Origin of the sequence: Candidatus Palauibacter sp., assembly GCF_965261555.1 — a bacterium.
GTDB lineage: Bacteria > Gemmatimonadota > Gemmatimonadetes > Palauibacterales > Palauibacteraceae > Palauibacter.
This window is the reverse complement of sequence record NZ_OZ253465.1, coordinates 1193562-1205713: the sequence shown is the minus strand read 5'-3', so window position 1 is coordinate 1205713 and position 12152 is coordinate 1193562. Positions and strand designations below refer to the sequence as shown.

General features: G+C 69.0%; 9 protein-coding genes and 1 pseudogene. 4 read left to right on the top strand and 6 right to left on the bottom strand.

What is annotated here, in order from left to right; translation table 11 throughout:
* Positions 1-61 precede the first annotated feature (61 nt).
* Together ACQY5G_RS05145 and ACQY5G_RS05140 are read left to right on the top strand one after the other, a co-directional pair.
* Entirely contained in the window at positions 62-2410 is a 2349-nt protein-coding gene (locus ACQY5G_RS05145) for a choice-of-anchor B family protein (RefSeq protein ID WP_428277640.1), read from the top strand.
* Positions 2407-2901: a thiol-disulfide oxidoreductase DCC family protein gene (locus ACQY5G_RS05140; protein WP_428277638.1), complete on the top strand. Its 495-nt coding sequence runs from the start codon at positions 2407-2409 to the stop codon at positions 2899-2901. Before ACQY5G_RS05145 ends, ACQY5G_RS05140 begins: the two co-directional genes overlap by 4 nt.
* 460 nt (positions 2902-3361) lie before the next feature.
* Here ACQY5G_RS05140 and ACQY5G_RS05135 read toward each other — a convergent pair whose 3' ends face one another.
* Entirely contained in the window at positions 3362-5185 is a 1824-nt protein-coding gene (locus ACQY5G_RS05135; protein ID WP_428277636.1) for an amidohydrolase, read from the bottom strand.
* 56 nt (positions 5186-5241) lie between these two features.
* The gene (locus tag ACQY5G_RS05130) at positions 5242-5784 is read right to left on the bottom strand and encodes a lipocalin-like domain-containing protein (RefSeq protein ID WP_428277634.1); all 543 of its coding nucleotides are present in this window, start codon (positions 5782-5784) and stop codon (positions 5242-5244) included.
* Positions 5785-5944: 160 nt separating this feature from the next.
* On the opposite strand from ACQY5G_RS05130, the gene ACQY5G_RS05125 reads away from it, so the two are divergent.
* Positions 5945-7444: an Nramp family divalent metal transporter gene (locus tag ACQY5G_RS05125; protein WP_428277632.1), complete on the top strand. Its 1500-nt coding sequence runs from the start codon at positions 5945-5947 to the stop codon at positions 7442-7444.
* A 38-nt stretch (positions 7445-7482) separates the two neighbouring features.
* On the top strand, positions 7483-8295 hold the full coding sequence (locus ACQY5G_RS05120; protein WP_428277630.1) for an energy transducer TonB: 813 nt from the start codon (positions 7483-7485) through the stop codon (positions 8293-8295).
* Positions 8296-8456: 161 nt separating this feature from the next.
* Here ACQY5G_RS05120 and ACQY5G_RS05115 read toward each other — a convergent pair.
* From ACQY5G_RS05115 to ACQY5G_RS05100, 4 genes and pseudogenes are all read right to left on the bottom strand, one after another.
* Positions 8457-8990, bottom strand: a pseudogene (locus tag ACQY5G_RS05115) (ion transporter); the annotation flags it as partial.
* A 113-nt stretch (positions 8991-9103) separates the two neighbouring features.
* The gene (locus tag ACQY5G_RS05110) at positions 9104-9538 is read right to left on the bottom strand and encodes a VOC family protein (RefSeq protein WP_428277628.1); all 435 of its coding nucleotides are present in this window, start codon (positions 9536-9538) and stop codon (positions 9104-9106) included.
* 29 nt (positions 9539-9567) lie between these two features.
* Entirely contained in the window at positions 9568-10548 is a 981-nt protein-coding gene (locus tag ACQY5G_RS05105) for a 2-dehydropantoate 2-reductase (RefSeq protein ID WP_428277626.1), read from the bottom strand.
* Positions 10549-10561: 13 nt separating this feature from the next.
* The gene (locus ACQY5G_RS05100; RefSeq protein WP_428277624.1) at positions 10562-12127 is read right to left on the bottom strand and encodes an acyl--CoA ligase; all 1566 of its coding nucleotides are present in this window, start codon (positions 12125-12127) and stop codon (positions 10562-10564) included.
* Positions 12128-12152: the final 25 nt, after the last annotated feature.

Here is a 12152-nt window from a genome sequence, read left to right as displayed (position 1 = left end):
GGGAACGCAGCTTGCATGTGTTGTCATCGGTGACAGGACGGAACTTCGGGAGAGGTATCTCATGAATCGGCGAATCCTTCTCTTCGCGGCGGGCGTCGTGCTGGCGTTTCCCGCCGCCGCCGCCGGGCAGCAGTTCGGCGGTGCGCTGGCGGTGAACGGCGACCAGGTGCTGGTCGGCGAGACCGGCAACGGCACGATGTCCGGCATCGTGTGGATCTACGGCCGCACGGCCTCGGGCTGGGCGGAGACGGGGCGGGTCACGGTCTCCGACGAAGTGCGCGTCCCGGATGGGTTCGGCCGCGCGATCGCCACGCGGGGGAACTGGCTGTGGGCGGGCGCGCCGCTCGAGGCGGACGGGGCCGGCGCGGTCTACCTGTTCCTCGCGGACGGAGCGGGCGGCTGGGAGCAGGTCGACCGGCTCGACGCGCCGGAAGGCGCGGCGGGGTTCGGGAGCGCGATCGCCCTGACCGAAGGCGCCGCGGTCGTCTCCTCCCCCGGAGCGGACGACGGACGGGGGGCGGTGTTTTCGTATGCCCTGAGCCCCGATGGGGCCGCATCCGCGGGCATGGCGTTGCGGCGGAGGGAGGACGTGGCGACCGAGGGGTTCGGCGCGGCGCTGGCCTTCGACGGGGAGACGCTGCTGGTCGGCACGCGGGACGCGGGTGATGCGCCACCGGTCGTGTTCGCGTTCGAGCGGGACGGTGCGGGCGCGTGGATGGCCGAGGGCACGCTCGAGGCCCCGTCGCTGCCGGAGCGCAGCGGCTACGGCGCCTCGCTCGCCGTTCGGGACGGCTTCGCCCTCGTGGGCGCTCCGAGGCTCAGGGAGAGCGGCGGGGCGGTGTTCGCCTTCTCTCGCGGGGCGGAAGGCTGGGCGATGGAAGCGCGCCTCGGCCCGCTCCTGCCCGAACCCAACGCACAGTTCGGGTCCTCCCTCGGCTTCGACGACAACGACATCCTCATCGGGGCTTCGGGCAGCGCCATGGGCGCCGGCACCCTGTATGCCTACCGGCGCGACGCGGGGGGACAGTGGAGCGAAGCGTCCATTCTCCTTCGTTCTCCCCTGGGCGACCGCTCCGGCTTCTCCGGCGCGGCCCACGTCTCCGGCGATCACCTCGTCGTCGGCGCAACCGGCATGGATTCCGGGGCGGGCGCAGCCGTCGTCTACGAGCGCTCCACCGCCGGCGCCTGGGAGGAGGGCGGCACCCTCGTCAACGACTATCGCGGCTTCCCCGCCATCGCCGGCGAGGAGATCGAGTGCACCGAGGGGCACGCGGATGTGTTCGAGTGCCGTGACGTGAACATCACGGCATTCATGCCGATCAAGGATCTCGGCGGCACCCGCGCCACGCGCGTCAACGACATCTGGGGCTGGACCGACCCGGAGACGGGGCGCGAGATCGCGATCGTCGGACGGACGGACGGCACGTCGTTCGTCGACGTCAGCGACCCGTACCACCCGCGCTTCCTCGGCGACCTGCCCGCCACGGAGGGGTCGCGGCACATGATCTGGCGCGACATCAAGGTGTACCGCGACCACGCCTACATCGTCGCGGACGCGGCGCTCGAGCACGGCGTACAGGTGTTCGACCTCCGTCAACTGCGCGACGTGGGGGCGGAGCCCGTGACCTTCGAGGAGACGTTCCTCTACGACGGGATTCACTCGGCCCACAACATCGTCATCAACGAGGAGACCGGCTTCGCCTATGCCGTCGGGAACAGCGGCGGGGGCGAGACCTGCGGCGGCGGCCTCCACATGATCGACCTCTCGGAGCCGGCCCAGCCCGTCTTCGCCGGCTGCTTCGCGCAGGAGGGGACGGGACGCGGGGGCACGGGCTACGTGCACGACGCGCAGTGCGTCATCTATCGCGGCCCCGACACCGAGCACGCAGGCAAGGAGATCTGCCTCGGTTCGAACGAGACGGCGTTCAACATCGCGGACGTGAGCGACAAGGACGCGCCGGTCGGCCTCGCCACGATGGCCTATCCGAGCGTCGCCTACGCGCACCAGGGCTGGCTGACCGACGACCACCGCTACTTCTACATGAACGACGAAGGGGATGAGCCGCAGGGCCTCGTGGAGGGGACGCGCACGCTGGTGTGGGATGTGACGGACCTCGACGACCCGACCCTCGTCACGGAGTACATCGCGGAGACGACGGCCACCGACCACAACCTCTACATCGTCGGCGACCTCATGTACCAGTCGAACTACTCCGCGGGCTTCCGCGTCCTCGACATCTCGGACCCGGAGAACCCGGTCGAGATCGGCTTCTTCGACACCTCGCCCTACCAGGGCGGCGCGTCGTGGAGCAACTACCCCTACTTCGAGAGCGGAACGATCGCCGTGACGGGGACCGGGGACGGGCTCTTCCTGCTCAAGAACATGGCGAGACCCCGCCTCGTGCCGTGAACCGGGCGGCTGGAACCGGCGACCGGAGCCCCCGGACCGACGACCCGGGTCCGGAGGGTCCGATCGTCCTCTTCGACGGGGTCTGCAACCTGTGTGCGGGCGCCGTCCGTTTCATCATCCCGCGGGACCGGCGGGGCCGCTTCCGCTTCGCCGCGCTCCAGTCGGAGACGGGACAGCGGATTCTCGCCGAAGCCGGCATCGAGGCGGCGGAGCCGGGGGAGGCACCGGGATCGCTGGTCCTGCTGGCGGACGGGAAGGCCTACCTGAGGAGTGCCGCCGCGCTTCGCATTGCCAAGGGGCTGGACCGCGCGTGGCCGCTGGCCTCCGCCCTCCTCCTCATCCCCGCCCCGCTGCGCGATCTCGCCTACCGGTTCGTGGCCCGGAACCGCTACCGCTGGTTCGGCAAGGAAACCGCCTGCGACGTGCCCCGAAGTGACGAAGCCTGGCGGTTCATCGACACCACCGGGATTCCCGCCAGGCATTCGCCATAATCTGCGGGTCGGACAGATCGAGCCCCCGCATGCGTTTGAGGGCTTTGACTTCTTCTCGTCTGGCCCTGCGACGCAGGATTCTGCGGATCGCGTAGTCGATGGGCGTCTTGGGGGAAGAGGCGCGCCGCAGAGCCCATCCCTCGTTCACGCTTTTCGAGTTGCCTCTCAAATTGATGATCGGTTGTGCCCGTACCGGAGAATTCATCAGAGCCGCGAGCCGAGGGTTCGGCGGGGGCGGTACTGGTGTACCCGGTGCGGGCTTGACACTCCACCGGCGGGGTTCGATCCCCCGCGCCTCCACCTCGCCCTCGAAAGAGGGTTCGGCGGGGGCGGTACTGGTGTACCCGGTTCCGGACTTGACACCCAACCGGCGGGGTTCGATTCCCCGCGCCTCCACCTATCCCTCTATACTTCAACCTATTGCGGGCTCGCAGACCCGTAAAGCAGCCGACGGCCCGTGCTACCGCGCGGCGCGCTCGTGGACGACGCGGCCGCCGACGATCGTGTACAGCGCCTCGGCCTCGAGGAGCCGCGCGGGATCGTTCCGGCCGGCCTCGATCAGGTCCACGTCGAACACGGCGATGTCCGCCAGCTTGCCCGGCGTCAGCGTGCCCTTGACGTCCTCCTCGAACGAGGCCCACGCCGGGTTCCGCGTGTAGGCCTCGATCGCCTCCTCGATCGTCAGCCGCTGCTCCGGGAACCACCCCTCGGCCGGCTCGCCCGCGAGCGTCTGCCGGCTCACCGCCGCGTACAGCCCGTACCTCGGATGGAGGAAGTAGCGGGCCGCGTTCGTCCCGGGACTGTCGCTCCCGAACACGAGCACCGCCCCGGCGTCCTTGAGGGACCGGAACGCGTACGCGCCGCGGGATCGCCCGCCGATCCTCTCCTCCATCCAGCGCATGTCGTCCGAGATGTGGTACGGGTTCACCTCCGCCACGAGGTTGAGTTCGCCGAAACGGTGGAAGTCCGCCTCCTCCACGACCTGCGCGTGGATCATCCGCCACCTGTGGTCCGCTTCGATCATGTCGTGCTCGCTCAACACGGTCTCAAACAGGTCGAGCAGGATCTTCACGGCCTTGTCCCCGATCGCGTGGATGTGGGGCGGGAGTCCCGTGGGCACCGCCTCCTCCATGAGGCGCTGGAGGTTCCCCTTTGGGAACTCGGCGTAGTTCTGGTCGCGGGTCAGGGAGAGGGCGAGGCCGTCGATGCCCTCGGGAAGCATGATCTGGCGCACGATCCCGAAGTTGCCGGGCGCGTGGTCGTACTGCTCGTAGAACATCGCGCTGGAGCCGCCCATGATCCCGTCGATCCACGCCTTGTAGCCGATGAAGCGGAGCCAGTCGTCGCCGAAGCCGCGGGTGATCCCGAGCCCGCCGGTGTGCGTCACGTTGTCGAGCGATGGACGGATGTTGATGCGGGCGGTGAGTTCGCCGCGGGCGTGCAGTTCCTGGTAGGCGCGGAACTGCTCGGAGGAGGTGATGTCCTGGATCGTCGTGACGCCGCCCTCGCGGGCCTCCTGGAGCACGGCGCGGACCTCGGTGAGACGCTGCTCGAACGACTTGGGCGTGATGGCGGCCCGGACGAGGTCGACGGCGGAACCCCGGAGGATGCCCGTGACCCGGCCGTCCTCGTCCTTCGCGATCCTCCCGCGCGGCGGTTCCGGCGTGGCGTCGGTGATGCCCGCCATCTCGAGCGCGAGGCTGTTCGCGAGGAACATCGAACGGTCGAAGCGGTTCACGAGGACGGGGTGATTCGGGGTCACGTCGTCGATGAGGTCGCGGTGCGGCGTGAACGGCCCGCCCGCACTCGCATCGCCGGCCTCCGCGGCGCCGTCCTCTCCCTCGCGGCCGGTCGACCCCACCTCCCACTCTTCGTACGCGCCCCAGTCGCCGCGCGTGATCCAGCTGCCGGGCGCCAGACGTTCGGCCGCGCGCGCGATCTCCTCGCGGAATCTTTCGGGCTCGTGCACCTCCAGCAGGTTCACGCCCACGATGAGCGCACCCGTGCTCTCGACGTGGACATGGCCGTCGTTGAAGCCGGGCGACACAAAGGCGCCACCCAGGTCGATGACGCGGGTGTCCGGGCCCACGAGCGCCTGTACCTCCGCGTTCGACCCGACGACGGCGATGTGCTCGCCGCGGACCGCGATCGCCTCGGCCGCGGGCCGCGCCTCGTCGAGCGTATAGACGTCTCCGTTGATGAGGACGAGATCCGCGGCGTCTTCCGGTCCCGCCTGGCCGCAGGCGGCCAGCAGAACGAGCGGTGCGATGTTCCACTTCTTCATGGCGTGTCCTCGAAAGTCGTTGTCGAGCGCGCGTGGGCCGGGCAAGACGCCTGCGGTCAGCGGCCGGAGACGCGTTCCCAGACGAGCGTTCCCACGGCGCCCCCTCCGCGCGCGGGGTCCGGTTCGGTGCTCAGGATCAGCCGGTCCGGCCCGTCGAAGGTGAACGAGCGTGGCCGGTCCGAGCCGACCCAGCTCGGCAGGAGGGCGCCCTCCACGTGGTGCGTGACGACGCCCGCCTCCATGTCGACGCTGTAGTCCCCGTAGTAGGAGAAGAAACCGCCCAGGATCGCGTCGCGCATCTCCTGCCCGCCGGCCTCCGCGACGTCCGGAAACTCCTCCCGCCCCACCTGCATCAGCTGCGCGGACATGCGGCCGTCGGCCGTATACGTGATCTGGCCGGCGGGATTCCCATCGTAGGGAAGCGTCACCTCGCCGTCCGCGGAGCGGCTCTCCCACGAGGCGAGCGACCAGACCCCGACGAAGGGGTTGTCCGTCTCGGCTGCGGGACCCGGGGCACAGCCCGCGGCGAAGGCCAGGACCGGGGCGACGCGAAGAAGGCCGCGCATCGAGCCGCGCATCGAGGGGTTCGTGGCGAGCATTGGCACCTCCGCGTCGCTGGGGCCGCGCGTGATCTTCCGGGGCCCTGGAACGATAGGCCATCGCCGACCCTCTCGGCAGGGGGCGATGTCTCTTGTACCTTCCGTGTCCGGCCTGAAAGGCACCGGCGTGACGCAGTGGTCCCTGAAAGGGAGGCCCGGCTTGTCCGATCGCGAAACGAAGGCCGACGACGGATTGAATCCGGAGGATTTCACCCTCCCGTCGCTCAGGCCGCGCGATCTGCTCGCTCACTTCGGCCCCGGTCTGATCCTCATGATGACGGGGATCGGAACGAGCCACGTCGTGACGGCGCCGACCGCCGGGGGCCGGTTCGCCTACGCCCTCCTCTGGTGCCTTCCAGTCGCCTACATCTTCAAGTACTACGGCTTCGAGATGGCCTTCCGGTTCACCAACGCCACCGGGAAGAGTCTCCTCGAGGCCTATGCCACGGCGCGCTGGAAGTGGCCGCTCTGGTACGTGATGGTGACGACGCTCATCCAGTGCGCCATCGGTCAGGCGGGGCGTCTGATCGCCGCGGCGGCCGTCGTCTACTACCTGTTCAGCGAATACCTGGGCCTTCCGATCCCGCTCGAAGCGTACGCGGCCCTGCTCGGCGCGCTCTCCGTGGGCATCATCCTCCGGGGCAGTTACAAGGCCGTGGAGAACACGACGAAGGCGCTCGCGGGCGTCCTCGTCCTCTCATCGGTCGCGGTCTACATCGTCCAGCCGGCACCGCTCGCCGAGATGGGGAACTTCTTCCTCTTCGAGATCCCCGATGGGTCGTGGCTCGTGATCGCGGGCTTCCTCGGCCTCCTGCCGACCGGCATCGATGTCTCGCTGCAGGCGTCGGAGTGGGGGAAGGCGAAGCGCGCGGGCATGAGCAAGGTCCGGCCCCACCTCGAGGCGACCGGCGTCGCGCCCCGCTTCGACCCCTTCACCTCGCCGGCCTCCGACCTCGCGGTCGACACCGCGCGGCTCTCCCCGCACGCGCGGGAGTACTGCCGGCGCTGGTTCCGGATCGGGCTGTGGGACTTCCGGACCGGCCACATCATCTCCTTCGTGCTCGCGGCGATCTTCCTCCTTCTCGCCGCGGTTTGGCTCTATCCGAGTCCGATCGAGGGACGCGCCGTCATGGGAGAGATCGCGGGCATCTTCACGCTCAGCGTGGGACCGTGGATGATGATGATCTTCATCCTCGGCGCGCTCGCGGCCACGTATTCCACCGCCTTCAACTACTTCGACGGATGGCCCCGCATCGTCGGCGCCTGTTGCCGGAACCTCTTCCGGACGACGGCGCGCCTGCACGGAATCTCGTCCGAGGATCGGGCCGATCCGGAGCGGCGGCGGACCTGGAACTCCGAGTACAACATCTACCGGCTCACGATGTTCTACTCGCTCATCGCCTCGGTCCTCTACATCGCGTTCGACCCGCGCCCGGTGTTTCTCGTGCTCGTGGCTTCGGCGCTCGCCTTCTTCGTCGCGCCCGTGATCTACTTCTTCAACCTCTATTTCTGCCTCAAGGTGATCCCGAAGGAGGACGAACTCTTCTACCCGTCCTGGTTCGCGCGCTGGTTCGGGGGGCTGAGCCTGTTCATCTTCACGGGCCTCAGCGTGATCCTGATCTTCGCGCGCGTGTTCCGGATCCCGCTCTTCGGCGCCTGAGGCGGAGTACGGGACGAATCCACCGAGGGAGGCGATCAGTGTCGCTCAAGTTCGCGTACAGGCTGGCGGTCGCGGCTGCTGTCGCGCTGGTCGCGGCCTCCTGCGCCACCTCCGGGGGGCTTCGCTATTACCGCACGGTGCCTTCGGGGCCCACGCTCGCGGAAGTGCCACCCGTCCTCGCCAACGAGGCGGAAGTTCGGCAGGAGGTGCTGCGCGCCTATCCTCCGGCCCTCGTGGCCGAAGGCGTGGGAGCCAGAGTCGAAGTCTGGGTACACGTCGACACGACAGGCGGTGGCCGGTCGGGTGCCGTCAAGACATCCGGTGGGCATGACGATCTGGACTGTGCCGCGATGCAGGTCGCGGACATCATGGAGTTCGAACCCGCGCTGGACGCGGGCCGGCCGGTCGCCGTCTGGACTACCAGGTGGGTCGAGTTTCTGCCCGAAGCCGCCGCCGGAGGTATCGCCGACCCCGACCGGCCTCCATGTGTACCCTGGGACAGCCCGCCCGTCGCTCTGGACACCAACGACATCGAGCGATGGCTTTCGGAAGCCTACCCCCGCGACCTGCAATCGCGTGACATGGAGGGGCTCACAATCCGCCGCACAGAAATCTGGATGCGTGTCGGAGAGACGGGGGAGGTCCTGAAGTACGAGGTCAGGGAGTCCAGCGGCTACGAGGCGCTCGACGACGCGGCCGGCATCGTGGCCATGCAGATGCGCTTCGAACCGGCGAAGAGCCTCGGACGGCCCGTGAGCGTCTGGGTCTCGCAACCGGTCTCGTTCCGGTCCGTGGTGCCGCGGATCGTCGAGCCCAGGACGCCCTGGCGTCCACTGCACCAGAGGCCGTAGCCGCCCGCGAAGAGGCGTCTCGAACTCACCATCGCAGCCCGCAAACTCAATTTCCGCGGTCGGGCCGCCCGGTCCGCCGACGCCCGATCATCCTCCTCCGCCGCTCGCGTCATGCCGGTCGCGACGAGTCCGGCGGGCACGGCCACGATCCCCATCCCGCACAGCAATATGATGAACGTGAAGATTCTGCCTCCGACCGTGACCGGGTACGCATCGCCGTACCCTACCGTCGTCAGCGTGACGACCGCCCACCACAGGCTGTGGAACACGGACTCGAACTTTTCGGGCTGGGCCTCGTGTTCGAAGTGATGGATGCCGAGGGCCGCGATATACAGCAGGACCAGCGTGGCGAAGAGGAACACCAGCGCCTCGTTGCGCGCGTACTTCACGGCGTTCATCAGCCTCGTCACGGCCGTGCTGTATCGCGCGATCTCGAAGAGCCGGAATACGCGGAGCAACCGCAGTCCGCGCACCGCCCGGAGGTCGATGCCGACGGACAGGAGCGAGAGGTAGAACGGAAGAATGGCGACGAGGTCGACGACTCCATAGAAGCTGCGGATGAAGGACCACTTGTTCTCCGCCGCGATGATCCGCAGGGCGTATTCGATCGTGAAAAGCACGACGATGACGATCTCGCAGACGGCGAGCGCCGCCTTCCAGGCGGGGGGCAACTGGTGGAGGGTGGACAGCGACATCGCCACGAGGGAGGCGATGATGAGGAAGAAGACGCTCTTGTCGAACCAGCGACGCGACCCCGCGTCCGAACCCTCCACGATATCGCGTATGTTCATCGGCAACTCCAGGCCCGCTATCCGCGCAGGCGCTGCACGAACCACCAGTAGTGACCTTCGAGGTCCCGGACTTCGTAGCTTCGGTCGGACCAGTAGTCCTCGCCGTAGTCCTGGGTGGCGGGCTCTGTCGTGATCGCGGCGCCGGCCGCGCGCGCCCGCTCGCAGTGCGCGTCCGCGTCGTCCACGTAGACCATGAGCGACTGCGTGTTCGCGCCCTCCGCGCCCCGCGGGGATCGGGGGTAGCTCCGCCCCGGCGTGAGTCCCGCCTGCCCGACCATGATGAGGCCGCCGTTCAGGGCGAGCTGGGAATGGACGACCTGTCCCTGCTCGTTCTCGATTCTCTCCCGCACCTCGAACCCGAATGCGTCCGCAAGCCAGTCGATCGCGGCCCCGGCGTCGTCGTAGAACACGGCGGGCGTGATCCTCGGCCAGCCGTCCGGAGGGTTCCTCATGTTGTTCTCCCTGGGACTCCGGGTGGAATTCATGCGGAGGGGTAGGCGCCGGCGGCGCGGGCGCGCTGGCGGACCAGGGCGAGGACCACGTCGATCGTGGGGGTGGGGACCTCCACCATGCGCCCCATCTCCTGGACCGCCGTGACGAGGGCGTCGATCTCCATCGGACGACCCTTGTCGAGGTCCTGCAGCATCGACGTGCGGTGCTCGCCCACGGCCGCGATCCCCTCGATTCGCCGCTCGATGTCGATCGAGAAGCGCGCGCCCAGGGCTTCGGCCACGGCCTGTCCTTCGAGCATCATCGCCTTCGCGACCGCGCGCGTGCCGGGGTCGCCGGCTATGGTCCCCAGCGTCCCGAGCGTGAGCGCGCTGATCGGGTTGAAGGCGAGGTTCCCCCACAGCTTCACCCACATCTCGTTCCGGATTCCCCGGACCGGAGCCCGGAAGCCGGCTTCGATCATCGCCTTCGCCAGCCGCCGCACGCGCCCGGTTTTCTCGCCGCTGGGCTCGCCGAGCGTGAACCGGTTGTACTTCAGGTGCCGGATGACGCCGGGTTCCGACACCTCGGTGGCCGCGTACACCACGCAGCCGATCACGCGCTCCGGACCGATCCCGTCCCACTGCACGCCGCCGGGGTCGAGGCTCTCGAGGCGGCGGTCCCGCCACGGTCCCTCGAGTTGGTAGAAGTACCACCACGGGAGACCGTTCGTCGCCATGACGACGGCGGTGTCGGGCCCGAGCAGCGGCTGCATCGGTTCCACGATCCAGGGGACGGAATGGGCCTTGAGCGTGACGATCACGTAATCCTGAGGCCCCGCCTTCGACGGATCGTCCGTGCAGACGGGGTGCGCGACGCGCTCCTCGCCGTCGATCAGCAGCCGCACGCCGTGTTGCTGCATCGCCTTCAGGTGTGGGCCGCGCGCGATGAGGGTGACGTCTCGACCCGCCAGGGAAAGCTGCGCGCCGAGGTATCCCCCGATCGCGCCGGCTCCGTAGATGCAGATCCGCATCAGCCGCCGGCGGTCAGGTCAGGCCGAGCTTCTCGGCCATGCCGATGCGCTGGAGCTTGCCGGTGGGACCCTTGGGGATGTCGTCCATGATGAGAATCTTCCGCGGCACCTTGAAGTCGGCGAGGCGGTCCGCCGCGAACGCCCGGATCTCCTCCGGCGTCGCGGTCATGCCCAGGCGGAGTACCGCCGCGGCCGCGACCTCCTCGCCCAGCTTGGGGTGCGGCATCGCAAACGCCACCACCTGGCGGATCGCGGGATGGTCGAGGATCGCCTCGTCGATCTCGCGGGGCGATATCTTCTCCCCGCCGCGGTTGATGATCTCCTTCAGACGACCCGTGATCCTCAGGTATCCCTCGGCATCCATCACGCCCTCGTCGCCCGTGCGCAACCACCCATCCGTGAAGGCTTCGGCATTCGCGGCGGGGTTGTTCTCGTATCCCCGCGTGACGTTCGCGCCGCGGATCACGATCTCGCCCACTTCGCCCGCCGGCAGGAGCTGCGGGCCCGCCTCGGCCATCACCGACACCTCGGGGCCGGCCGCGACGCCCACCGTCCCCGGCTTGCGCACCGCGGGGGGGAGCGGGTTGCTCGTCATCTGGTGTGCGGCCTCGGTCATGGCGTACGACTCGATGACCGGGACGCCGAACGTCGCCTCGAGTTCCGCCATCACCTGCGGCAGGAGGGGAGCCGAGGCCGAGCGGATGAAGCGGAGGCCGGTCCGTTCGATCACGTCCCGATTCCTTGGCGCGCGCACGAGGATCGCCTGGTGCATGGTGGGAACGGCCGAGTAGTAGGTCGGCCGCGCCTCATCGAGCCACGAGAAGAAGCGCAGCGCGTTGAAACCGGGCGTGGCGAAGATCGAGGCGCCGACGCGGAGCGGGGCGAGGACCGCGGCGATGAGCCCGTGGATGTGGAACAGCGGCATCACGTTCAGACAGCGGTCGGCGGCCGTGAGCCGCAGCGTGTGCGCGACGTTGTCCGCCGAGGCGCACACGTTCCGGTGCGAGAGCGGCACGATCTTGGGCCGGGACGTCGTCCCCGATGTATGGAGGATGAGGGCGACATCGTCCTCTTCCGCGAGCCCGCCCCGGAGGGCGTTCGCCGCCGGGTTCTCGGGGCCCTCGCCGCCCGACCCGTCCCCGCCGGTGCGCGACCGCGCCAGGTGGAAGGTCCCGGCCGGCGCCTCCGGGTCGACACACAACTCGAGTATCGCGATCCCCCGTTCCACGGCCGCGGCCCGCGCCGGCGAGTCGCTCCCGAATTCCAGGATGACCGCCTTCGCGTCGAGATCCGAGAGATAGAACTCGTATTCCGGCTGCCGGTAGACGGGGTTCAGCGGCGCAGCCGTGGCGGCGCACGCCACGGAGACGAAGGCGGAGGCCATCTCGGGCCCGTTCGGGAGGACGATCGCCACCCCATCGTTCCGCCCGATGCCGAACCGGTTGAGGGCGCTCACGGTCTCTTCGACCTGGCGGCGCAGGCCCGTGAAGTCGAGCGGATCGCGGCCGGGGGCGTCGATGGCGGGACTCTCCCCCGAACCGCCCGCGAGCAGTTCCCGGACGGTGACGGTATCCGGCATGGTCAGGTCAGGCCGGCCTGACGTC

Excerpts from the sequence above, each read along its gene's own strand:
- ACQY5G_RS05145 (WP_428277640.1), top strand. The coding sequence starts at position 62 with ATGAATCGGCGAATCCTTCTCTTCGCGGCGGGCGTCGTGCTGGCGTTT.
- ACQY5G_RS05135 (WP_428277636.1), bottom strand. The coding sequence starts at position 5,185 with ATGAAGAAGTGGAACATCGCACCGCTCGTTCTGCTGGCCGCCTGCGGC.
- ACQY5G_RS05130 (WP_428277634.1), bottom strand. The coding sequence starts at position 5,784 with ATGCTCGCCACGAACCCCTCGATGCGCGGCTCGATGCGCGGCCTTCTT.
- ACQY5G_RS05110 (WP_428277628.1), bottom strand. The coding sequence starts at position 9,538 with ATGAGGAACCCTCCGGACGGCTGGCCGAGGATCACGCCCGCCGTGTTC.
- ACQY5G_RS05105 (WP_428277626.1), bottom strand. The coding sequence starts at position 10,548 with ATGCGGATCTGCATCTACGGAGCCGGCGCGATCGGGGGATACCTCGGC.
- ACQY5G_RS05100 (WP_428277624.1), bottom strand. The coding sequence starts at position 12,127 with ATGCCGGATACCGTCACCGTCCGGGAACTGCTCGCGGGCGGTTCGGGG.